This window comes from Turicibacter bilis (genome assembly GCF_024499055.1).
GTDB lineage: Bacteria > Bacillota_I > Bacilli_A > MOL361 > Turicibacteraceae > Turicibacter > Turicibacter bilis.
In genome coordinates this window covers 446717-471275 of the sequence record NZ_CP071249.1, presented here as the reverse complement: position 1 = coordinate 471275, position 24559 = coordinate 446717, and the positions used below count along the sequence as shown (strand labels likewise).

Genomic DNA, 24559 nt, shown 5'->3' with positions numbered 1-24559 from the left:
TATCATTATTGTTTATTAAAGCATACGATAATCAGCCACGACCGATTTCGTGTGTGTACCTGATGATAATGCCACATACTTCTCCGCAAAGTTTGATAACTCTTCATCTGTGGTGTCTAAGCGAACGTTTGAAAAAGACTTCGCCTTGACAATGTCTTTCCCCTCATCGTCTTGACCAGCCGTTAAATAAATAGATAACTTGCGATCATAAATATCTTGCATGTTTAATTCCCCCTAAATTCATTATGTGTTTGAGGTAGCGCCACCTACCCTTTAATTATATCCCGATTTACGTTTCTATCCAAAAGCTGTCCCGCTACTATGAATGCCCTTCATTAAATACATCGAACTAAAACAAAGGTCTTGGTACTGACCCACCGCAGGGATGCTAGTAACAAGACCATTAGTTTTAGGTCAGAGTTGAAGAAAGAATACTCTTTGTAGCGGGATTGAAGATGATTATAGAAATACCTGTGGTGACATAAAGCACTCTAGCCTTTTTCAAAACAGATGATTTCTCTTTAAATACCCTGCTTTTGAATAAAAACAGAAATATAACCCATAACATAATTGTAAGTTTAAGACTTGCTATTCCAAAAACTCCTTATGTTATAAATTCCCTTTCATCAAACAACTGATTCCCCCTATCAGTTGTTTTTTTTGTCTTTTATTCTTAATGCATCCCGCTACTGTGAATGACCTTCATTAAATACATCTGACTAAAACGTGGGATTGGTACTGCCCTCACTACGTCAGTAGTCAAGGCAAGTAACAAGACCATGAGTTTTAGGGTGGAGTTGAAGAGGGATTACTCTTTGTAGCGGAATGATTAGGATGATTAAAATGCCTGTTGTGACATCAAGCACTCTAGTTTTTAAAACAGATAATTTAGATTTAAATACCCTTTTTTTGAATAAAAATAGAAATATAACCCATAATAACATCATTGTAAGTTTAAGACTTACTATTCCTAGAACTCCTTATTTTTTAAACTCTCTTTCATTGAACAACCGATCCCCATCAGTTGTTTTTTTCTTTTATTCTTAATACATCCGCCACTATAAAACTACCTCCTATCTACATCCTCTAAAACGGAGATTGGCACTGCCTCACTACGCTATAAAATCCACATCTGTAACTGTTACATGAAAATTAACAAAACAAAAACCATTATCTGAGTTCAGATTAAATCTGATTTGAGATAATGGTTTTTTTAGCCCCTTATTATAATTAGGCTCTGTTTTAGAAGAGTGTTGATATTTAACTAAAAATATGAACTTAATGTTGATTAGGCTAAAGTGATTATTTTTTGAAATTTGATAACATCAATGATTTTAGCCATCAATATTTATTTAAAAGTCTATTATAAAAAACTTTTTCTCCAACTGCCACGCCCCTTAAAGGGAAATTCCGACTTGCTCTAGGTCCGATTGAAATAGTAATCGGATATCGGTATTGTATACGTTGTTCTTGTATTTTTTCTGAATTTGCTTCATTTATAATATGCTGAATTCTTTGAAATTCTTCTGATTGATTTAATAAAACATTTCCAACTTCTTTTAATATTAACATGTTTAGTTCTTGTTCACTTAACGCATCACTTAGTTCACCAGGAACCGTATATCCAATGATTTTATTAAAATCTAAATCATAGGTTATAGAGATTCCACTTTCCGTTTCAATTTCTTCAAATGTTCCTACGCCATCCTCTTCGTGATAATTCTCTTGGTCATAAGTTCCATTTATAATATTCTGAATTCTTTGAAATTCTTCTGATTGATTTAATAAAACATTTCCAACTTCTTTTAATATTAACATGTTTAGTTCTTGTTCACTTAACGCATCACTTAGTTCACCAGGAACCGTATATCCAATGATTTCATTAAAATTCAAATCATAGGTTATAGAGATTCCACTTTCCGTTTCAATTTCTTCAAATGTTGAATTATTCGTTTCTGTTACGATCAAGTCATTTGTTTCTAGACTACTTAAATTAGAGTTTGCCAAAATATTATTTTCATTTCCAAGTACTAGTAAAGCAGAAAAAAATGTTATAGCATATATTTTTTTCACAGTTATCCCCCCTTTTTTATTAACTGTTTTATAAGTGTATCATAACATATAAAAATTAAATTTATTGTCTTTTTTTGGCTCAACACCAAAATTGGTTCTTGACACTTAATTCATCTATAAAAAATCGTTCATTACATTCCAACAAGATTCTATTCTCATAGATCGTTCGATTCGGAAGAAAATAACTTCTTCGAATTAATGTTTTAATTTTATTATTTCGTCCTTCTACTGAACCATTTGTGTAACGACACTTATGGTAATTAGAAATTTCTTCTGTCCAATTTTCAAAAGGTTTAAGTGCTTCAGTTAATTCAGGAATATTTAGGGCTTTAGCTCGAGCAATCCATTGAATTAAACGTCTATAAGAATTTGTTTCATCACTTAATTCATACCAATTAATCAGTGATTCTTTAATGGCATACACTTCCGTCAGTTCTTTTGAATAGCTTAGAAGTTTTCCTAATTTTCGTTCTTCTTTCTCGCTCAAAGAATCATATCGTTTACCGATAAGGTTTTTATTTCGTTTCAAATATTTACGACTTTCCGGTGTTAGCGATAAACTAATCCGTCTTCTCACAGCCTGTAAGGCATCTGTTAGATAACGATTCACATGAAATCGGTCAGCAATTCGGATAGCATCAGGAAAAACTTCAGCAACAAACTTGTGATAAGAACGTGCTAAATCCATCACAACAGCGTAGGGTTTCAACTCTTTGAGTTGCTTCATTAAGCCTTGATTTTGAATTAACGTTTGATAAGTTCTTCCCATGACTAATGTTAACAGGTTACCATTTCTTAGGTCATGAAATCCTGTATTATAAGTATGACCTTTTCGAATCGCAAAATCATCAATGCCTAATATGAGCCGAGTTGATCCTTGAGCAGCAGCGATCACTTTTCTTTGAATAGACGGAATTAAATGAGCAAGATGTTGCTTAATGAAGCGTTCACCAGTTGAGTAAGGGACCTTAAACGTATCTGTTAATTGTTTAACAGTGGTACCGACTAACGGTTTAGAAAGTTCACGTTTATAATCGTTTGTATAGCGAGTTTTCCCTGTCAAAAATGCATATTGATAGGTAAAAGAAACTTCACACTGTTTACAGAAAAGACGCTTCATCGGAATCAATAAAATGGTTTCACGATTGAAACAACGTAAATGTCTAACTTGACGTAGTTTTTGACGGCTACCTTTACAAATAACAAATGCTTGAGTATGGCAACAAGGACAAGGTTGTTTACTCTTTGTTGGACACATGCTTAAAACTAAAACATGATCTTCAGAAATATGATAGTTACTGACTGTAACATCTTGTAATTGAATTAAATCATTGATATGATGTAAGTGCATCTAAAATCTCCTAACTTTGGTTTGGTCGCACTTACTAAAGTACAAGATTTTAGATGTTTTTTTTATAGGTAAATATAAGCATTTATTTAGTCAAGCACCATTTCTGGTGAAGACTCCTTTTTTTTAAGGAACTATGAAATCAACTAAAACAGTCTAAAATAATAAAAAGGATTTTAAAATAAAGGACTACTGAGCAACCCCCAGTAGTCCTTTATTTTACGTGAAGTAGTATATCATCTTTTAAAACTTTTGCCTCTTCCAATGTTTTAGCAGGTCCTACTATGACATTGGAAGAGTTTATAATATTAAAAACAATTTTACTGAAATCTTTTGGCGTGTAAAATGTGATTACGCCAACTGGTAACAAATGAGGTATTGAACCCTGTTCATCTAAATTAACACTTATAATGCCAATATAACCATTATTTTCTTCAATTAATTCGATAAACATAGGTTCTTTTTTTGTGAGTTCATTGTTATTTATTTCTATCCTACCGTTAAATCCGTCTTCTAGGAATGTTTTTTTGGTCAATACCCCTTGGATTTTTACAGTTGTTTTATTGAGTTCGATATGACTGATATCGTCAAACTCAATCGCAGAGAATTCTTGAAATATTTCTTGTTTGATACCAACGAAAGATAAATAACATATTACGCTAATAAAACTAACCAGTAACGAAAGAATAACTTTTTTAATCATAATTAGTAAATTTGTCCCATATGTGATGGCATACTAGCTGTGAAACTAGTTACTGTTTTTCCTTGGGCACCTTTTAATGTTATAGTACCTGCCGAAGAATAGGTAGAAGTACCTTTTCTGAAATTATCTATTGCGTTATTATAAACATTATCAAACTCTTTAGATTTGTGAGTAGAGTTAACTTTTTTGTTAATGTTATCAGCTGTACATCCTAAACTTCCATTTCCAGAGCACGTAAAGTTGGGAATTGCAGTAGAAACTGATGTTGTAGCTGCATTTGCTCTAAATGATAATTGCTGATTATTATCTGATTCTCCATTCTTCTTAACATAACAGAATTTTACTTGCGTACCAACAGTTCCAGTGTAAGTAGCTTCACCATTACTTACCATTTGTGATGAGCTAAATACGTCTCCTGCTAATTGATATAATGAAATAGCAGTACCTGCAAAACCAGATATTGATGAAATAGCAGCATTTGCAGCATAATCAAATATTTTCAACGCACCAGCACTAATTAGCTGTGATGATGACTTAATTGTTGTTTTTGATATAGATTTAGCTAAACTACTAGATGTGCTTGTAGGAACAGCAGTGATGACTTGAACTTCATAGTTAACTCCATATTTCAGAACAACAGTTCTTCTAGATGTCCAAGTAACATTACTAGTTGTACTAGGATAAGATACACGTTGAGATACAGGTAATTTTCTATTAACTTGTTCTTGAGTTAAAATTTCCGCACCCAAACTCACCATTTCTTCTAAAATTCTTTCTTTTTCTTTTTCTTTAAGTTGTTCGTCATCAATAAATATTAACTCGCTTAGCTCTACGTGTAATTCATCAAGACGTTCACTATTTTCTAATTCAATAATCTTTACATCATCATTTGCACTAACGTTTAAATTATAAGGTGTTAATACTGCAAGTGCACAGATTAAACTAATAAATTGTTTTATTCTTTTTTTGAAAAATTTCATCCTAACCCCTCCTATAAACTTTAGAAAACGTTTATATATTAACATATATTTCTTTTTGTGTAAATTTTTAGAAAAATGTAGGTGGTGGATGTAAGTTTAAATGGGATTAAGAGTAGATATGAGGTTCTAGAGAGTTTTAAACTAGTAATATTAATTTTATCGCTATAAAAGCAGATAGGAAATAGTAAATAATCGACACTCATTCTCTCTTATATGTCGTTATTTACTTCATTCTTACCTGCTTTTTCTTGTTTTTAAAGATAACGTAGCACTAAAACCAGTTGAATCAGCATTGTTTTTTCGAGTTTTTACCTTAAAAAAGAGGGTGTAAGATAAAGTGTGTAAACTCTTAGAACAGTTACCATAATAAGTTAACTATTTCAAAGGAGTTTATTATTTATGACAAGAAAAGCTACGATGAACCAATTATTTAATCTCCTCCAAGATGAATACAACATTAAATCTGCTAGTGATATTGAAGCTGTTTTATTAGACATGTTTGGAGGCTTTATTGAACAAGCATTAGAAGCTGAATTAGATCAACATCTAGGATATAGCCGATATGATTTTCGTAATAAATCAACTTCAAATGCACGAAATGGACGTCAATCTAAAACCATTCAAACGCGTCTTGGTGAAACAACGATTCAGACTCCCAGAGATCGGCAAGGTTCATTTGAACCTCAAATCGTGCCTAAACGTCAAACCAATGTCATCGGAATTGAAGAAAAGATTCTATCGCTTTATGCTAAAGGTTTATCAACGCGTGATATTTCTAAAACATTAGCAGAGATTTATGGCTTTGAAACGTCACATGAAACGATCTCTGCTGTAACTGATAAAGTGATTCCACTGATTCAAGATTGGCAACAACGGCCTTTAGAGCCTGTTTATCCTATCATTTATTTAGATGCGCTTCATGTCAAAGTGCGTGATGGAATGAGTGCCTCAAACAAAGCAGTTTACTGTATCATAGGTGTGTCTTTAGATGGTCGCAAAGATGTTTTAAGCCTCTCTATCGGAGAAGCAGAAAGTGCCTCTTATTGGATGAGTTTATTAGATGAATTAAAGGCTCGTGGAGTGCAAGATATTTGTATTGCCTGTGTGGATGGTTTAAGTGGCTTTAAACAGGCCATTCAAGCTGTTTTTCCTCATGCCCTCGTTCAACGTTGTTTAGTTCATTTAATCCGACAATCAACGAAATTTGTTTCTTATCAAGATAGAAAATCATTCTGTTATGATTTAAAACAAATCTATCAAGCGATTAATCGATCAGTAGCAGAACAAGCCTTTGAGACCTTTAAAAATAAATGGAGTCCCCTGGTACCTTTAGCCGTTAGAGTGTGGGAAAATAACATCGAAGAAGTTTATCAACTCTTTAATTTTCCTAAAGAAATTCGAAAAATGATTTATACGACAAACGCCATTGAAAGCTACAATAGCCAATTAAGAAAAGTTCTAAAAGGAAAAGGAGCTTTTCCAAATGAAACATCGGTGATGAAATTAATCTATCTTCAAACCATGGAAGTTACTAAGAAGTGGCGACGTCAACTTTCAAATTGGAGTCAAATATTAAATCAATTATTAATCTTATACCCAGATCGTTTAACACCCTATCTATAATTTTTAAAAATTAGTTTACACACTTAACTTGACAGGCTCTTAAAAAATGTCTACCTCCCGTGCTTCTAACCACTCCCCTACTTTTTAATCAAGGCACTGTTTTAAAATAAGGTTGATAAATTCTAATTAATATCTTTCTTTGAAGATTATCTAAAATTAATATAGTTGTCAATATTAGTGATTTTTTTATCAATATTTAATTGTATAATAAACTTAAGAAAACATTAGGAAAGATAATATGCTTTTGATAATTTGTTTTATACTTTTAATTTCTGTTTTATTTTACTCACTGCCAACTTCCACATCAATTGAAACTTCACCACTTACGATTTCAAGTGGTATCACCTCACCAGAAGACTTGTCAGTTAGTACCACTTTAATTCCTCAAGAAGTTTTAACACTAATTATACTGTTGTTAATATTTAGTCCTTTAATTTATAAGCTCATAAAAAAAGTTTGTTTTTTAAAAAATATTGATAAATAATTAAAAAAAGAGTAACAAGAATGGCAAGGATATTCCATATGATTCCGTTTATATTTTCGGTTTTAAACATCCTGTATAAATCGCAAGAATAACACATTACGAATACACGGTCAATCCATTTTAAAATCTCCCTTTGGATAAATCTATCTCAAAACATGATGGATACCAACACCGCATTTATGCCGTGTTTGTTTTCTTATGGTTTGTGAAGAAATATTTTACTTAGAAGAGTGAGTGTTTTTTTTATGAACCCTTAATTGTTTATAAATTTAGGATTAGAATGATGAAGTGGTAATTATTGCTGCTGCAACAGTTAGCACTTCATCCCCTCTGTATAAAGACTATCACTAGGTATAGAAATAATTGTCCCGCTACTTTGTGTCATCTCTATTAGATATAAACACTAAATATCAAGTCACACCGCCCTAAACATACGCTAGTATGTCGGCCGGGTGGGAATTAAATATTTAGTGATCCTCTTATTAGGAAACAATCCAATGAGAAAAGGCTAATGACGTTTTAACGTGATTAGCCTATCCATGCTTTAATCTATTTCTTTGGGAGCAATGAAGTTAGAAAATTCCTTGTAGCGGGATAGCTCATGATTAATTCAATCCCCTTTTATATCTATGCCACAGGGAGCAATGGATACCAACACCGCAATCGTGCCGTGTTGGTTTTCTTATTTGTCTTTCTACTTTAATTTCTTCCTTAATCAGTAGATAGTATTTAGTACAAAGAGTAACTACCAGTTCAGTGCCTTCCGTCTACGGATTCACCACTGAACCGTTAGTTACGGGCTTTGTATTCCTATTTTTTATATGATAAAAGCCCCAATCGTTGACTTGCAACAGTTAGGGCTTTTATCAATTTTATATACAAAGACTGTTCTTTATGTATAGTGAAAAAAATATCCCACTATCATGAGTTTTCTCTATTAAATAGAATAGCTAAACATTAAGACAATCACCACTATGATACGATAGTATGTTGGGTAGTGGAGGTAATGCCAACTGTATTCAAGGGTAAACCATCTCATGAGGAAAGGCTAATGATAGGCAAATGTCGTTAGCTTATCCTTGAATAATTTGTTGTAGCAATTAAATAGCATCATTCACTACCATTTTAACTCTCTAAAATTCTTAACGCTGTAGCAATTGAATCATATGCGCCTTGCACACGATTCATTGTTAATACCTCTTGCTCTATTTCTCCCATACTCTTTCCTTCTCTTTTCAGTCGCTCAATCATTATTTCAGGTGATTCATATTTCTGCTCCAACTCTCGTTTTATATGATATAAGCGCTTTTTTAAATCTCGCAATCATTTCCCCCACCTTTCATCATCCTACATAAAAATATAACATATTTTTCTATTTTAGTTCAATTATTTTCCACACCGCTTTCAAAAACCACAAAAAGAGACAATTTCATTTAGTTTCAGTCGATTGAAAAGGAATTAAAACTAAATTGCCTATGACCTAGATCCGTAGGATAGAGGTACAAATAGATAGATGTCTTATAACAGGATTATGCTGATTAGTTTAAAGGATTTTTAATCTTAGTCTCAAAAAATCATGGATACCCACACCGCAATCCTGCCGTGTGGGTGTTCTTATCCCCTTGCGACATAGACGTTCTCTTGTATCAGAAGATTGACTTTACAAATAATATCCCCTGTTAAAGAACGAATATCAGATGAGCTTGCAACCGTTTGGGATGGAAGCCCCTCTTTGTACTAAGGTTATATCTAAGTATCGTGATCCCCCTAATAGGAATTATCTTTGTTAAATAAGCAACTAAACAGCAAGCCCTCACTGACCCAACATCAGTATGATGTGGCGTAAAAAGGGATTGATGCTTAGTGATCATCTTTGTTTGTAATAAAACATCCAATAAGAAAAGGCGAATGATGTGATGAACATGATTCGCCTATCCATGCCTTATTGTGTTTCTTTAGGTGAAATGCAATTAGATAAATTCTTGTAGCGGGATAATTCATGTTTATTGCTATCAAGGCTTTAATGCTATGTCAAAACATCATGGATACCCACACCGCACTCGTGCAGTGTGGGTTTTCTTATTGTTTGCAAACTATCATTCTACTTGAAGAATGATAACTTTTTATGAACAATAAATTTTTTATAAATAAATGTTTAGGCTTATGAAGTGCTAATCGTTGCTATTGCAACAGTTAGCAGCTTCATGAAAATCATGTACTAAGATAATCATCACATATAATAATTATTTTCCCGCTACTATGGACAAGCTGTATTAAATATAGTAACTAAACATCAAGCCCTAACGACCAACATCAGCATGATGTGGGCGTATAAAGTGATTGGTGGTTAGTGATTTCTCTATTTTAGATTAAAAATCTAATGAGACAAGGCTAATGATGTGCAAACATGATTAGCCTATCCATTTTCTGTTGTTATTAGGAAGCATTGAAGTTTAATCACGAATGGTAGCGGGACTGGAATCTTTTAAGGTTTGGTGGTTATTCTCAACTACTAGGGCTTGATTCTTAGGTCTATCAAGGAAACTTTTCTTAAAGATGGCACTTTATTTCATGTTTTAACATAAGAAGAATTCATTAGAACCCTTCATCACAGAAAAGTTCATCACACTCGATATCAAAAATATCTGAGAAAGAGATGAGAGTTCCTTCCCTCATCACAAGGATGTTTTGGTAATCATCAATCTTTTTCACATAGCCATTCGTCGTCACATAGGCACCACCAGATTTTTTTTCATCGTGTTGAAAATAGGTGATTGTGACCCTCGGCCGCTTCAGGAGATGTTCCTTTAAAAGTTGTATCTTCTCATTTAGCCTGTTGAGGGATGATTCATCTAGTTCTACCTTATCCGCCGTTAGTCTTGCAACTTCCCTCACTGCCCTGTCATGTCCAGTTAGTGCCGCAAATGGAGCGAACTGCGCGGCACGATGACTATTTAACATAGGGGGATGGTTTTTAGATTTTTGATAGGGCAGATGTAGTATATCGCTATATTTATGATTCATAGGTATTCACCTCATTCTTTGTTTAGGCTTTGTGACCGCCAATTTGATTATTTCTATCTCTTGTAGTTGCCCCTTCTTCCAAATTCATTCCTTTAAGAATCGCATTTTTTCCAAACTTTTTACGAATAGATAATAGCGCTTCTTGTTTCTTACGTTCCTTTTTAAGAGTAGCCTCTTTCTTTTTTTGCTTCTCCTCAATGATACTGTAATCGGTAAACAAATCAAGTTGCTTCGTGGTTGGGATTGACTTTACTGTCCGCTCATCTACCACATGATTAAACACCACCGTTAACCGCCTCACTAAAAGCTTCTGATTCACGATTTGATCAAATAAATCCGTTATCGCATTCATAATCAGTGTGGTTGAGGACGTGTGACCTTCAAGCTTTCTTGAACCACGTGCACGCTTTGGAATCTTTCTTCCATATCGGTCTACGGTCACCTCTTCGATATAATCCCTTGCCATGTTTGGATCAGCTAAACTCTCCCTATCATAATCAATCACTAATACTAAGTGATTGGTGACTAACTTTTTCTCAACCATTTCAAGCACAAGAGAATCCGCCATCTCACGAACAACTAACCTCGCTTTATTAGCTGGATAAGCGCTTTGCAAAATCTGTCCTGAACTGATACTGCTATTTTCAGGTTGATAGGCTTTAATATCAGCCATGGTACAAGATTCCCACCCCCAGGCATGGTCAATTAATAACTCGGCCTGAACCCCAAATAGTTTATATAATAACTTCTCTCCACCCTCCGATAAGGACATTCTTGCCACATCCCCCATCGTATACATCCCATGGGCCTCTAGCTTCGTTGCATAACCTTTCCCAACACGCCAAAAGGACGTGAGGGGCTGATGATCCCATAAAACCCTTCGATAAGTCATTTCATCAAGCTCGGCGATACGAACACCCAATCGATCAGCCGGCATTTTCTTCGCCACAATGTCCATCGCCACCTTACATAAATATAGATTAGTTCCAATTCCAGCAGTAGCTGTGATACCTGTTGTTTTTAAAACATCATGAATCATGGTCATCGCTAAATCATAAGCGCTCATTTGATACATCTTAAGATAATGGGTCGCATCAATAAATACCTCGTCAATGCTGTAAACATGTATATCTTCGGGTGCAATATATTTCAAATACACCTCATAAATTCGAGTACTGTACTGGATATAATGTGCCATTCTGGGCGTGGCAACAAGATAAGATACCTCTAAGTTGGACGAATTCATCAACTCCGTCTGATCATACGACGCACCAACAAACGTGTGATGATTTGCGTTCTGTTTACGAGCATGATTAATTTCTTTAATCTTCTGCTCAACCTCAAATAAGCGAGGTCTACCGGAAATACCAAACGACTTAAGGGAAGGAGAAACCGCAAGGCAGATGGTCTTTTCTGTCCGACTTTCATCGGCAACAACGAGATTCGTCGTCATCGGATCTAATCCTCGCTCATGACACTCAACGGAAGCATAAAAACTCTTAAGATCTAGTGCGATATATACCCGATCTGCCATGCCATTTCCTCCTTTCTTTATCATTATTATAACCACAATCGAACGAACGTTCAATGTTTTTTAACGAATTTAATTCCAAAATTAACTAAAAAATTATGATAACCAAAGATATAATCTGAATAATAAAACACTCTTTTCCTGCTTCTAAAGAATCTTTATTCTTTTAAAACGCACAACAAGACAAAAAAAGCACCACGTAGTAGATGAACTTCATGATGCCAATTGTTATAAATACGTTTTTATTATTTATTTTTAATCTATTGAATAAATTGGGAAATCGACGTCAATAACATCAGTGTGCTACTCCCCCTAGCATGTATAGAAAACTTACTTTCTACTCTTCCTTATAATGATATATTTAGATTCAAGTAAGCCCTAATCGTTGCTCCCCCCCTGCAATCATTAGGGCTTTTTTCATACTTATAAATATTTTTTAGTGTTAAAAACGTTAGGTTATTTCCCGCTACGATGAATGACCTTTATTAAGTACAACAACTAAATATCAAGCCACACCCCACCCGACGTATGCAATAGGCGGGTTAATCGGTGGGATTGATATTTAGTGACTCTTTCTTTTAGGGATAAGCTTTTATCTTTCCTTGTAGCGGGATACCTATGGTTATTTCAATCTTCTGTTATATCCCTATCACTATTAAGGCATGGATACCAACACCGCACTCATGCCGTGTTGGTTTTCTTATTCTTCTTGCTACATTGATTTATTACTTAATCAGAAGATACTATTTAGTAATTCGATTAAATAACAGTTCAGGATCTACCGTTTACGGATCACGACTGAACGGTTATTTATAGACCTTGTATTTATATTTCTCTTGATGATGATAAAAGCCCCAATAGTTGCCTTGCAACCGTTGAGGCTTTTATCAATTTCTTGGTACTAAGTTTTATTCTTTATCCACAACGAAAAATCTCCCGCTACGATGAATGACCTTTATTAGATACAATACTAAACATCAAGCCCCACGCCCTAACCATACGCTAGGATGGTGGTACGGGTGGATTGAATGTTTAGTGATGACTTTGTTTTAAGCTGTGTTAGATAATATTGTTGATATAAAAAAAGAGCAAATTTAACTTTGCTCTATCTATAAAAATAAAATATTCTTTACTTTTTAATCTAATAAGGTTGTCCCATATGAATTATCAATAGCACATAACCATTTACCATTGACTTTTCGATAGACATACGTTGCTCGACGTTCCATCGCATATTCACTCTCATCCTGATTATCTGATTCTAATAATGTTTGAGATAACACTAAGACTGTATCTCCAGCTTCAAGCATTGTCATCTTTCCTTGTGTTGGCACCAAACTATTTTTAAAATAAGCAGCAATCTTAATAAACGCCTCTTTAATTTCTTGTTTACCATGAGCTAATTTTCCAGGCATCATCACTAAAACAGCATCATCTGTATAAAAATCCATAAGTTTATCGAATTCTTCGTTTCGAATTGCCTCATCAGCTTGTTCAATTAAAGACTTAATTTCTTGATTCATATGCTATCACCTCTATAATAGTTAGTCACTAATTGTAGATAAATTTATTTTATACGATTAATTATAAAGATAATTATTTTCATACTCAAGAATAAATATTAAAAAATAACTGCGTTAAACAATCTTATTGATAATGAATCACTTGATATCAAGAGTTTCTGACATTCATTTATTAGGAGTTTATCTATTTCAAGAGAAAAAACTCCTAATAACAACAGCTTAGTCTAACAGAGCTTTGTTTTAAAATGAAAAATACAATAAGAAAAGGCTAATGATGTATTTACATGATTAGCCTATCCATTGGTTAATTTATGTTTAGGATTATTGAAGTTAGATACTCACTTGTAGCGGGATAATTCATGATTAGTTCAATCCCCTTTTATATTACTATTTCAATGATTATAGATACCAACACCGCATTGATGCCGTGTTGGTTTTCTTATGGTTCGTTATATATCATTTGATTTGAAAAGTGATAATTTTTTATGAATAATTATCACTTCATAAATAACTGTTTAGATCATGAAGCTGCTAATTCTTGCAAAGCAACAGTTAGCAGCTTCATGAAAACCATGTACTAAGATTACTACTTGGGATAGAAAGATTCCTCCCGCTACTAGATGCAACCTCTATTAACTATAACCACTAAACATCAATTGCCTACGCTCGAATATCGGTACGATATGAGGCGAACTGGAAAGATTACATGTTTAGTGATGATAAAAGTTCTAATGTGAAAAATCCAATAACAAAAGGCTAATAACGTATCAACGTGATTAGCCTATCCATGTTTTATTGTGTTTATTAGGGAAGATGTAGTTAGTAGTTTTCATAGTAGCGGGAGGCTTGTGATTAGTAAACTGACTATTGTTACATAGGTGACACCTTAAAGTCCCGCTACCATGAGTTTTCCATATTAAATATAAAACTAAATAACACATCCACCTGCCCAAACATCCGAATGGATTTAGACCTAGGTGGAGTGATACTTAGTGATGATATGTTATTTTTTCTTTCGCTATGTTTTAGAAAAGTGTTGATATTAAAAATAATTTTAATATCAAAAAAGTATGAGTTATACTGCTTGATATAACTCATACTTTTTTGCTCGCATTATATTAAAATTGTATATTAACTAATAATTTTGATTAGAAAAAATATTATCATTAAGCAAAAATACTTAAGTTTTTCCATATAAGTTTTTCTGAATTTGATTTTACTCCTCCAAAATCATCAATAAAATATTTATAATGAACTGCACCAAGTTTTTCATATATCCTTTTAGCATTATCATTTCCTTCAACAATACAAATACTCATGCATTCATATCCATGTTTTAAAGCATACTGCCCTACTCTATAGATTAATTTCGTTCCTATTCCTTTTCCTCTTGAATTTTTTGTTATATGTAAAGAATCTAAATACCAATAATTTTCTTCCTCATCATCCTTTTTAGATGCTACAAAACCTAAAAATTCATTTTCTTCATACGCAACAAAAATTTGATTTTCATTTTTTAGATATTTACTCCACTTTTCTACTGCATAATCTTTAGTTAAACCATTTAAATAATCTTCAGATAGTAATCCTTTATAAGTTTCCTTCCAATTTGAAATATATAATTCCGCTATATTATCTATATCATCATATACTGCATCTCTTATAATCATAAAACCACTCCTTTAATAATATTTGTTATAAAAGTATATTTACTTCGTATTATATAACAATTACGTACTTGTTTTTATTATAGGAGGGTGTAAGATAAAGTGTGTAAACTCTTAGAACAGTTACCATAATAAGTTAACTATTTCAAAGGAGTTTATTATTTATGACAAGAAAAGCTACGATGAACCAATTATTTAATCTCCTCCAAGATGAATACAACATTAAATCTGCTAGTGATATTGAAGCTGTTTTATTAGACATGTTTGGAGGCTTTATTGAACAAGCATTAGAAGCTGAATTAGATCAACATCTAGGATATAGCCGATATGATTTTCGTAATAAATCAACTTCAAATGCACGAAATGGACGTCAATCTAAAACCATTCAAACGCGTCTTGGTGAAACAACGATTCAGACTCCCAGAGATCGGCAAGGTTCATTTGAACCTCAAATCGTGCCTAAACGTCAAACCAATGTCATCGGAATTGAAGAAAAGATTCTATCGCTTTATGCTAAAGGTTTATCAACGCGTGATATTTCTAAAACATTAGCAGAGATTTATGGCTTTGAAACGTCACATGAAACGATCTCTGCTGTAACTGATAAAGTGATTCCACTGATTCAAGATTGGCAACAACGGCCTTTAGAGCCTGTTTATCCTATCATTTATTTAGATGCGCTTCATGTCAAAGTGCGTGATGGAATGAGTGCCTCAAACAAAGCAGTTTACTGTATCATAGGTGTGTCTTTAGATGGTCGCAAAGATGTTTTAAGCCTCTCTATCGGAGAAGCAGAAAGTGCCTCTTATTGGATGAGTTTATTAGATGAATTAAAGGCTCGTGGAGTGCAAGATATTTGTATTGCCTGTGTGGATGGTTTAAGTGGCTTTAAACAGGCCATTCAAGCTGTTTTTCCTCATGCCCTCGTTCAACGTTGTTTAGTTCATTTAATCCGACAATCAACGAAATTTGTTTCTTATCAAGATAGAAAATCATTCTGTTATGATTTAAAACAAATCTATCAAGCGATTAATCGATCAGTAGCAGAACAAGCCTTTGAGACCTTTAAAAATAAATGGAGTCCCCTGGTACCTTTAGCCGTTAGAGTGTGGGAAAATAACATCGAAGAAGTTTATCAACTCTTTAATTTTCCTAAAGAAATTCGAAAAATGATTTATACGACAAACGCCATTGAAAGCTACAATAGCCAATTAAGAAAAGTTCTAAAAGGAAAAGGAGCTTTTCCAAATGAAACATCGGTGATGAAATTAATCTATCTTCAAACCATGGAAGTTACTAAGAAGTGGCGACGTCAACTTTCAAATTGGAGTCAAATATTAAATCAATTATTAATCTTATACCCAGATCGTTTAACACCCTATCTATAATTTTTAAAAATTAGTTTACACACTTAACTTGACAGGCTCTATTATAGCATTATTTTTACCAATTTATCACTAGTTAAATAAACTGTGCTCTTCTTAATTTAAAATCCTTTACTTTAGTATAAGAATATACTACATTACTTTGTACAATAAAATTCTTAGCTTTAATAGAATCTCTATCAGTTTCAAATATTCTTAGCCATTTAAAGCATTGCATATAGTTTGAGATATATTTACTTGCAACACCGTTAAATCTACCCATCCATTTCTTCAAATTACTATGAAGGCTATTGATGTGTTTACATGATTAGCCTATCCATTGATTATTAGCAGGAATTGAAGTTGGAATAATTCTTGGTAGCGGGATACTCATGCTTATTGAACATTCTTTTTATATCTCTATCACAAAAACATGGATACCAACACCGTATCATACCGTGTTGGTTTTCTTAGTCCACTGTTGATAATTGCTACTTCTTTAATCAGTAGATATCGGTTAATAATCTGAGTAAATAACCATTCATTTTTGAACCGTTATTTACGTCCTTATTTATAATATGGTTGATAATGATAAAGCCCCAATCGTTGTATAACAACAGTTGGGGCTTTATCAAATTCTATGTACTCAGATTTAGTCTGTAATTAGAAAGAACACTCTCCCGCTACTAAGAAGCCTCCTCTATTAAGCAACACCTAAACATCAAGCCCTAAAGCCCCCAACATCATCATGATGTGGGCGTATAAAGGGATTGGTGGTTAGTGATTTCTCTATTTTAGATTAAAACTCTAATGAGAAAAGGCGAATGATGTCAAACATGATTCGCCTATCCATTTTCTGTTGTTATTAGGAACCCTTGAAGTTTAATCACGCATGGTAGCGGGATGCCTATGATTATATAAATTCATATTTTATATCCTTTTTTAAGGTTTCATTCTCCTTTTATAAACGTAACATTTTTTGCTTCATACGTCTAATTTCCTCTAATGCAATCTCAGTATTATCAATTGTGGCAATTAGAGAAAACTGTTTGATCTATTTATAGATAGTAACTTCTGACACACCATATTCACGACTAAGGTCTTTGACTAAACGTCCCTTTTTATAAAGTTCAACAATCATTGATTTAAATTCAGTATTATATTTTTTGATAGCGACACATTCTTTGATTAAGTCTAGTATAACGACTTAACTTATGTGTGTCCATAAAAATATACTAGAACCACATACTCAAAATATAAAAAATAACTTTCTATAAATCTTTTAATAATCCTTCAAACCACTTAATATTTACTAAATGATGAGAAACTGAATTTTCCATCATTTGTCTGAAATAATTAGGAATACTATCATTATTTTCAAGAGATTTTTCTAATAAAAAAATTCTCTCCTTAGTTTGTTCTATTTGTGTTTCTATTAGCTTTTTTAATTCCTCGCTTCTATACTCATCAGCAAATAATAGCGCTCCATAAAAAGATAAATTTACATACTCAGTTTTAGCTCCATACTTTTGCATTAATCTTTCAAATTCTTTATCACCTAGTTCGGTTATAATATAATTTTGTGTATCTCTAGTATTATCTAATTTTTCAATTCTTTTAATATACTTTTTCTCTTCTAATTGTTGAAGATTATAATAGAATGACCCTTTAGTAAAATTCACTATGTATTTATAGTGTCTCTCTTCCATTAAGGATAATAATTCATATCCGTAAGAACCTGGGTTTTGTTTTAATAAACCTAAAATTAATAATGGTATCAAAAAAATATCTCCTTTACATTTCTAAAATTATACAATAATTATTTTGTCATTATAAGATTTAATCATTATTAATTTTCATAACCTGAGCCATAAATTCATCATATGATATTTTTCCTAATGCAAAGTCCATGCTGTTTATATACATCTTTTCTGTCTTTGTATATGTTCTTGAATAACTTAATTCTAATAATTCATTTTCATTAATTAATTGTTCTAATATATGTTGTTTCTTAGAAAAGGCCTCAAAATATCTTAAGCCAAATTTTCTTTGAGAAACTGCATCAATATGAATACCATCTGGATTAGAAGTTAAACCTACTGCAGTAACAAAATAACAATTATCTTGTTCAAAAGCAAACTTCTCTAACTCTTTATTAACCAAAGCATATTCAGTACAGTTTTTACCAAACCCTTCTTTTCCTAAAAAGTCTGGTAATCCACCAATAATAAGTGGAATATCTGGAGTATTTAATTCTTTTCTAAGTGTTTCAATAATTACAAGTAACTTTTCATAATATACTTTATAGTTACCATTAAAACTATCACTTTCTCCTTGATGCCATAGAATGCCGACTAATTCGCTAGTTTGCATAGCGAATTTAGCTTCACTTATGGCATGTTTAAAAAGTACCTTATCTATAGCCCAATCATCTAGTGAACTACCACCTTCAGCACAAGGAATTAAGCCAATAGTATCTTCTTGATTTTCACGACACCAGGCATCTGCAAAAGAACCAGCTAGACTGACTCCTGAAACAGGACGATCATAATTTATTGGTTCAGTCATCATTTGCCATTGTCCATTACGTAACATTTGTATTCTTTCATTGTAAATAGGAGGGACTTCATCAATAAAACCCCTTCCAGCCATGTTTGACTGTCCTAACATTAAAAATGATTTAATCATTTTTTTCATCCTTTCTTTTGTTTAATATTTTTAATTTGAGCAAATTTTATTAAATGACGAATCGTCAATACAAGTGCGGCACTTGCTCATGAAATAACTAAATCTATCATTAGTCTAATTAGACTAATGTACTTAAACAGTATAGTCTAATTAGACTATACTGTAAATAAATATTTTCATAAATTCAATAAAAAACCACACCTATTTATGGTACGGTTCTCCGTTACACCTCCAAAGGAGCACGTTTTACTTTAATTGTTCTAAAGCCTTATATTTTTTAAGCTCTTTCATAAGTTCTTTCTCTATTTCTTTATCTAAATATCTCCTTGGAATTATATGAGCTACAAATCCACTTATATATAAGGATCATATCTTCGTAAACTTTTACATCTTTTATACTTTCTAACGATACTGTTTCTGATATAGAATCCCCTTTTACTACTATTGTCCCATCAATAATTTCTAAAGTCTTACTTCCAAATATTGATGAATTATCTCCTTAACTTATGAGTTTATCAGTTTCTTTAGCTACTAATTTTTTGTATTGCTTAGGATATGTTAAAATCCAAATGACTAAAAAAACTATCGCTACTATAATCCAATATATACTCGGTTGATTAAATATCCCCGTTCCTGTAAAGTAGATTGGTATAGAAAGTATTATGGGTACAGCATATCTAAGTATGTTAAATGTACTTTTCTGTGATTTCGAGTTTTCTAAATGATGTAAATTGAAGCTTATATAGTCATCTTTTGTTATTTTAAAGTCGATTTTCATTTGTGCCGTCCCCTTATTATTAAAAACTTTATTTACATTATATTACAAATTTCAAGCACTTACAATTAAGCATAGTAACATGAAAAAAGGAAGGGTCTTCATCTTCTTCAGACGACCCTTCCTTTACTTTTAGGCTTTGAATGTCTTATATTTAAATCCTACATATAAAAATTTAACTTATCTATTTAAATTTAATCTCTAATTGCGTTTAGTTTATGAAGCAAATACTCTTTTTTATTCAATGGATCATACGTTGTTTTTTTGCGTGCTTTTGAAAATTCAGCTGAAGCTTCCTTATACCCATAAAATTTTGTCACAAACATTCCTCTACCTTCTGTATATGAAGCTATTTTCATTTTATATTCTTTTGAATTTTCTACTGGAATTAATCCCTTTATTGAGAATTCATCCCCTATAACAATAGGATTATCAAAGGTTGCCCTCATAGTTTCTAAATCCCATACCGCTTTGCTTAAAGCATTTTGAGGAATCTTTAACTCAAACTCATGTAATGGCTCTAATAAAACAGTTTGTGCTTTATATAATGCTTCCATGAATACCATAGGTGTCACATTTCTAAAATCTGCTGGAGTGCTGGCTGGACTAAAAAATTCACCACAGCTAAGAGTGACTTTTACATCTGTAACCTCCCATCCAAATAATCCTTGTTTACTTGTCTTAATAACTGCTTCTTCAATTGCATTTTGAAAAGATTTTGGCAATGACCCTACTGAAACATTAGAAATATACCTAAGACCTTCGCCTCTCCCTGCTGGTTCTATTTCTAAGCCTACTGTCGCCCAAAATGGATTTAAGTCTTCCTGCATATGCATTATTGACGCTCCAAAACCTTTAGGTGTTTCCTTATAGATAGTCTCAATATTCGAAAACTCTACTTTTATTCCATATAAATCATCTAACATGGAACTTAGTATTTCCATTTGAACTTCACCGAATAAGTTGACATAAATTTCTTTATCTATGTCATTCATCTCTAATTCTAGTAGTGGATCTTCCTCTGCAAGTAATGTTAATGCTTTAAATAGCTCTGGATTTTTTTCTTTATCAATTGCAGAAATTGTTGTTTTTAATGCTGGTTTAGCTATAGATATATTTTTAATTTTATCATTTGAAATTCCAATAACATCTCCCACTTGGAAACTTGTAAGTCCATATAAAATACCTATATCCCCTGCTTCTATCCTCTGTGCTTCAACAACTCCCCCATTTTCTAACCTATTAATTTTCTTTACTTTTTCTGCTATCTCCTTATTAGGTACTTGAATTTTATCTCTTACAGATATTTTTCCTCCAAATAATCTTACATAAACCTTCTTTTCATTTTTACTTGTTCTTTCGATTTTAAATACTACTCCAGATAAATCACTTTCACAATCATCACCTGCAAATGGAAAATAACTACAAATTCCATCTAATAAGTCTTCAACTCCAAGTCCAATTGCTGCCGCACCACAAAATACTGGATATAGACTTCCTTCACTTGCATATAATGAAAGCTTTTCTTGTATTTCTTCTTTATCAGGTTCTATTCCACCAATATATCTTTCTAAAAATGCTTCGTCTAAGTCTGATAAAACATCAATAGCATCATCATTTATCATGCATGTATCAAATAGTTTTTTTATATAAACAGCTTTGCTTCCTACATCATATACTTCTTGTAATCTAACTACTTTATTGGACATATTCTTCTTTATATCTTCAAATACTTTATTGAAATTTGCCCCAATTCTATCTAGCTTATTTACAAAAATTATTGTTGGAATGTTTAACTCCTTTAATGTCTCAAATAATATTCTTGTTTGTGACTGAATACCCTCTACTCCTGATATAACTAGTATCGCTCCATCTAAAACACTTAATGAACGTTCAACTTCCGAAATAAAATCCACATGTCCTGGAGTATCAACAATATTAACCTTGACATTATTCCAATTAAAAGATATGGTTGATGATTTAATGGTAATCCCTCTCTTACGCTCAAGCTCCATAGAATCCGTCTGTGTATTGCCTAAATCAACTCTTCCAACTGATTTTATAGCTCCACTATAATATAATAAGTTTTCTGTTATAGTTGTTTTTCCTGCATCCACGTGTGCTACGATTCCTATATTAATTATTTTCTTCATAATCAATACCTCCAACTCTATCAACCACCTTTTTATCCATTATCATAGCAACAATATATAACACTAATACCGGTGTTACTAATAACGAAGTACATGCTATACCCATACTCACTGAAATATTTGTAGCTATGATTCCTATAATTGGTCCACCTAAAATTTGACCTAAGGAATTTATTTGTCCATTTATAGAAAGTACAGTAGATCTGGCCTTGTCATCTATATGTCCATTAAGCCATGCACTAAATATAGGTTCATTTATAGTTCTAAAGGTACTTGTCGCTAAATAAGCTATTAGCATTAAGTTAAATCTTTTTGTAATAGCAAATATGAACATAAATGATATATAAAATATATTTATACATAATAACAGCTTTCCATTTTTATTCTTATCATCATCCTTAAGCTTCTTTTCCATAAAATGCATTACTATAGCACTCAATATCATTCCTGCAATTCCAAAAATTCCGAACCAAGTCACTGGTTTAAGGTTTCCAAGTTTAGGAAGCATAGTATCTTGTAAAAAATGCATATTAGAAAGTCTATCATAACCTTCACTGGATAATCCATAAAATAAAGTTACTGAAAGCAAAATTATAATTATAGGTTTATTTTTTATAAATTTAAGACCAGATTTAAAGGTATATCCCATCTTTTTAAAAGTATTTAAATCCTCTGGAGCAGATGATTTAAAATTATTTTCTGGCATATATAACCATAAAAATAATGCAAGAATTATAAATAAGACTCCACTAACTATAATAGGTAGTCTTACAGATAAATTAGCTATTACAGTGCTTAGTACTATTCCAATAACCGATCCTATCTGTCCTGCTTGTGCTCCCTTTATATAAATTTTATCCAAATCTTTATCTTTCTCTTCTTCCGCAATCCAAGCTTCAACAGATCCACTAATAAAAGTAGAACCTAATCCCCATACAATCTGTGCTACAAGTACGAAAACGAAACTAGAAATAGAACCTTCTAAAATAAATCCCACTCCTGTTAAAACTACACCAATAACAATAGATAGTTTACGACTGTACACATCTGCAACTATTCCTGTAGGAATTTCAAATATAAAGCATGCTACTTCTAAAGTAGTTCCAACAAGTATAAGCTGAAGTGGATTTAAATGCACCGTTTCAATGTGATACACTATCATAACTGTAGCTACTAGTGAAAAACACATTGCTGTAATAGCTGAAAATAATAAATAAGTTTTATATGCTGAAAGTTTATTAACCATTAATAATCACCATCCTAGTATTTTTAAAAAAATTTATTTGTTTTTCATAATCTTCATATTTAAATATATAAATCATCAAAATAATCTCCTTAAATAAAAAAAGCTGTAAGTGAACATAATTCACTTACAGCCTCATAATTATATAACCTAAATATAAACATGAAATATACAACTTTAATTTATATAACTTATGATTAAGCTATGCAAATTAAAGTCTTATATCATATCTATAAATATAGTAAAAATAGGCATAAAAATACCGTGTTTAGAACACAGTTTTCCTATTCTTCAAATAAAGATGTAATATGCTCATTATAATACTGATTATTTTTAGAGTACACAAATAGACATGGTAATATCAATATTATTAATAATTGTTTCTACCACAAATAAACCTTGAGTTATCCAAGATTTTTTTCATATACTTTTTAAAATAATCCTTATTCAGTTAGTTTAGTTAAAAACTACCTCTTTGCGCATATTTACATCTCCTTTACATTTATATTTTTCATGTTTATATTTTAGTATAATTACATTATATATAAACTTTTATTTTTTTTCAATACTTTTATATTCATATTTATCCAAATTCAATTGAAACTTTATTACTTCAAATAACTTATATACACAAAAGAATAACTACTAACTTTAACCTAAATCTGAAATGAATATAAAAAATATATTTGTGGAATGTTTTACAATTTCTTTCAATACTATAGATTAGAAAAAACAAATTCTAATTTGCTGAAATAGGTGAAAAACGAAGAACCTATGAATAAAACTACAATAACCTACAAAAATTCAAATTTTAGATTTTTGTGAGTTTCATTGCAGAATTAAAGCAGACCTACCTTTCATTTATATATCCAATTTTGGTAAAGTTCGCACTTACTTGTGATACGGTTCACCATCTCTTATGCTAAATCACATCTCTATTGAATTAAATGTTTCTCTAATTCTTATAAGCTTTATTACATATCTTTTGATTTATGGCATATATAATTTTTTAATATCATATATCTTGAAAATCACTTGTAACATGTATATGAACGTGGATGCTAACCGAAACACCCCATCTCTACCATGAAATTCCCCTGTAATAAAAATACACTATCGTCATACTAGAATAAGACTATCCATGCTTTATTATATAATTTTATATGGTAACTACGAATGAATTGTGATATACTATTTATGTAACGAATTAAAAAGTTATAACCCTTATTGTTATTTCTCTTTTAGTTAGTTTGTTTTGTTTGTTGAAGAACAGCCTAGTCAACTGTTCTTCTTTTTTTATTTCTGAAAACTGAAAGAAAAAGCCTAGCTGTCATTAGCTAGGCTTTTTTGATAAATTAACAGCAACTGTTCTATCGTTGC

Annotated in this window: 18 protein-coding genes and 1 pseudogene; 2 read left to right on the top strand and 17 right to left on the bottom strand. The window is 32.0% G+C overall.

Annotation, left to right across the window (positions count from 1 at the left end; all coding sequences use genetic code 11):
* Window positions 1-15: 15 nt before the first annotated feature.
* The 5 genes from J0J69_RS02275 to J0J69_RS02255 all read right to left on the bottom strand — a co-directional run bounded on the left by J0J69_RS02275 (window position 16) and on the right by J0J69_RS02255 (window position 5104).
* A complete protein-coding gene (locus J0J69_RS02275) occupies window positions 16-222 on the bottom strand; it encodes a DUF1659 domain-containing protein (RefSeq protein ID WP_055242749.1) in 207 nt (68 codons plus the stop codon).
* Between the two features lie 1119 nt (window positions 223-1341).
* A complete protein-coding gene (locus J0J69_RS02270) occupies window positions 1342-2073 on the bottom strand; it encodes a hypothetical protein (protein WP_256637910.1) in 732 nt (243 codons plus the stop codon).
* 79 nt (window positions 2074-2152) lie between these two features.
* Window positions 2153-3424, bottom strand: a complete 1272-nt coding sequence (locus tag J0J69_RS02265; RefSeq protein ID WP_256637909.1) for an ISL3 family transposase — start codon at window positions 3422-3424, stop codon at window positions 2153-2155.
* Window positions 3425-3635: 211 nt separating this feature from the next.
* The gene (locus J0J69_RS02260) at window positions 3636-4124 is read right to left on the bottom strand and encodes a hypothetical protein (RefSeq protein ID WP_212726237.1); all 489 of its coding nucleotides are present in this window, start codon (window positions 4122-4124) and stop codon (window positions 3636-3638) included.
* Window positions 4125-4126: 2 nt separating this feature from the next.
* Window positions 4127-5104 (bottom strand): hypothetical protein, encoded by a 978-nt coding sequence (locus J0J69_RS02255; protein WP_212726236.1) that lies wholly within the window; start codon window positions 5102-5104, stop codon window positions 4127-4129.
* Between the two features lie 399 nt (window positions 5105-5503).
* Here J0J69_RS02255 and J0J69_RS02250 point away from each other — a divergent pair, with 399 nt between their 5' ends.
* Window positions 5504-6727: an IS256 family transposase gene (locus J0J69_RS02250; RefSeq protein WP_070104378.1), complete on the top strand. Its 1224-nt coding sequence runs from the start codon at window positions 5504-5506 to the stop codon at window positions 6725-6727.
* Window positions 6728-8336: 1609 nt separating this feature from the next.
* On the opposite strand, the gene J0J69_RS02245 is transcribed toward J0J69_RS02250, so the two are convergent.
* The 5 genes from J0J69_RS02245 to J0J69_RS02225 all read right to left on the bottom strand — a co-directional run bounded on the left by J0J69_RS02245 (window position 8337) and on the right by J0J69_RS02225 (window position 14959).
* Window positions 8337-8534 (bottom strand): hypothetical protein, encoded by a 198-nt coding sequence (locus J0J69_RS02245; RefSeq protein WP_212726231.1) that lies wholly within the window; start codon window positions 8532-8534, stop codon window positions 8337-8339.
* Between the two features lie 1272 nt (window positions 8535-9806).
* Window positions 9807-10235, bottom strand: coding sequence for a YolD-like family protein (locus J0J69_RS02240; protein ID WP_212726232.1), 429 nt, complete (start codon window positions 10233-10235; stop codon window positions 9807-9809).
* 22 nt (window positions 10236-10257) lie between these two features.
* Window positions 10258-11769: a Y-family DNA polymerase gene (locus J0J69_RS02235; RefSeq protein ID WP_212726233.1), complete on the bottom strand. Its 1512-nt coding sequence runs from the start codon at window positions 11767-11769 to the stop codon at window positions 10258-10260.
* Between the two features lie 1133 nt (window positions 11770-12902).
* Complete coding sequence (locus J0J69_RS02230; protein WP_212726234.1) at window positions 12903-13289, bottom strand: YybH family protein; 387 nt, start codon at window positions 13287-13289, stop codon at window positions 12903-12905.
* A 1166-nt stretch (window positions 13290-14455) separates the two neighbouring features.
* Entirely contained in the window at window positions 14456-14959 is a 504-nt protein-coding gene (locus J0J69_RS02225) for a GNAT family N-acetyltransferase (RefSeq protein WP_212726235.1), read from the bottom strand.
* 161 nt (window positions 14960-15120) lie between these two features.
* On the opposite strand from J0J69_RS02225, the gene J0J69_RS02220 reads away from it, so the two are divergent.
* On the top strand, window positions 15121-16344 hold the full coding sequence (locus tag J0J69_RS02220; RefSeq protein ID WP_070104378.1) for an IS256 family transposase: 1224 nt from the start codon (window positions 15121-15123) through the stop codon (window positions 16342-16344).
* 73 nt (window positions 16345-16417) lie between these two features.
* Here J0J69_RS02220 and J0J69_RS02215 read toward each other — a convergent pair.
* The 7 genes and pseudogenes from J0J69_RS02215 to tetA(P) form a co-directional block, all read right to left on the bottom strand.
* Window positions 16418-16642: pseudogene (locus J0J69_RS02215) on the bottom strand (IS1595 family transposase); the annotation flags it as partial.
* Between the two features lie 732 nt (window positions 16643-17374).
* Window positions 17375-17491 (bottom strand): transposase, encoded by a 117-nt coding sequence (locus J0J69_RS13480; protein ID WP_370456891.1) that lies wholly within the window; start codon window positions 17489-17491, stop codon window positions 17375-17377.
* A 100-nt stretch (window positions 17492-17591) separates the two neighbouring features.
* The gene (locus J0J69_RS02210) at window positions 17592-18101 is read right to left on the bottom strand and encodes a PadR family transcriptional regulator (protein ID WP_068759699.1); all 510 of its coding nucleotides are present in this window, start codon (window positions 18099-18101) and stop codon (window positions 17592-17594) included.
* Window positions 18102-18159: 58 nt separating this feature from the next.
* Entirely contained in the window at window positions 18160-19008 is an 849-nt protein-coding gene (locus tag J0J69_RS02205; protein WP_068759698.1) for a sialate O-acetylesterase, read from the bottom strand.
* Window positions 19009-19507: 499 nt separating this feature from the next.
* On the bottom strand, window positions 19508-19786 hold the full coding sequence (locus J0J69_RS02200) for a hypothetical protein (protein ID WP_035284861.1): 279 nt from the start codon (window positions 19784-19786) through the stop codon (window positions 19508-19510).
* A gap of 191 nt (window positions 19787-19977) precedes the next feature.
* On the bottom strand, window positions 19978-21936 hold the full coding sequence (gene tetB(P), locus J0J69_RS02195; protein ID WP_006440995.1) for a tetracycline resistance ribosomal protection protein TetB(P): 1959 nt from the start codon (window positions 21934-21936) through the stop codon (window positions 19978-19980).
* On the bottom strand, window positions 21920-23182 hold the full coding sequence (gene tetA(P) / locus J0J69_RS02190; protein WP_006440994.1) for a tetracycline efflux MFS transporter TetA(P): 1263 nt from the start codon (window positions 23180-23182) through the stop codon (window positions 21920-21922). Before tetA(P) ends, tetB(P) begins: the two co-directional genes overlap by 17 nt.
* Window positions 23183-24559 lie beyond the last annotated feature (1377 nt).

What these genes read in the sequence shown, in the direction of transcription:
- J0J69_RS02255 (WP_212726236.1), bottom strand. Translation starts at nt 5,104, where the DNA reads ATGAAATTTTTCAAAAAAAGAATAAAACAATTTATTAGTTTAATCTGT.
- J0J69_RS02250 (WP_070104378.1), top strand. Translation starts at nt 5,504, where the DNA reads ATGACAAGAAAAGCTACGATGAACCAATTATTTAATCTCCTCCAAGAT.
- J0J69_RS02240 (WP_212726232.1), bottom strand. Translation starts at nt 10,235, where the DNA reads ATGAATCATAAATATAGCGATATACTACATCTGCCCTATCAAAAATCT.
- J0J69_RS02200 (WP_035284861.1), bottom strand. Translation starts at nt 19,786, where the DNA reads ATGAAAATCGACTTTAAAATAACAAAAGATGACTATATAAGCTTCAAT.
- J0J69_RS02235 (WP_212726233.1), bottom strand. Translation starts at nt 11,769, where the DNA reads ATGGCAGATCGGGTATATATCGCACTAGATCTTAAGAGTTTTTATGCT.
- J0J69_RS02230 (WP_212726234.1), bottom strand. Translation starts at nt 13,289, where the DNA reads ATGAATCAAGAAATTAAGTCTTTAATTGAACAAGCTGATGAGGCAATT.
- J0J69_RS02260 (WP_212726237.1), bottom strand. Translation starts at nt 4,124, where the DNA reads ATGATTAAAAAAGTTATTCTTTCGTTACTGGTTAGTTTTATTAGCGTA.
- J0J69_RS02225 (WP_212726235.1), bottom strand. Translation starts at nt 14,959, where the DNA reads ATGATTATAAGAGATGCAGTATATGATGATATAGATAATATAGCGGAA.
- J0J69_RS02205 (WP_068759698.1), bottom strand. Translation starts at nt 19,008, where the DNA reads ATGATTAAATCATTTTTAATGTTAGGACAGTCAAACATGGCTGGAAGG.
- J0J69_RS02265 (WP_256637909.1), bottom strand. Translation starts at nt 3,424, where the DNA reads ATGCACTTACATCATATCAATGATTTAATTCAATTACAAGATGTTACA.
- J0J69_RS02220 (WP_070104378.1), top strand. Translation starts at nt 15,121, where the DNA reads ATGACAAGAAAAGCTACGATGAACCAATTATTTAATCTCCTCCAAGAT.
- J0J69_RS02275 (WP_055242749.1), bottom strand. Translation starts at nt 222, where the DNA reads ATGCAAGATATTTATGATCGCAAGTTATCTATTTATTTAACGGCTGGT.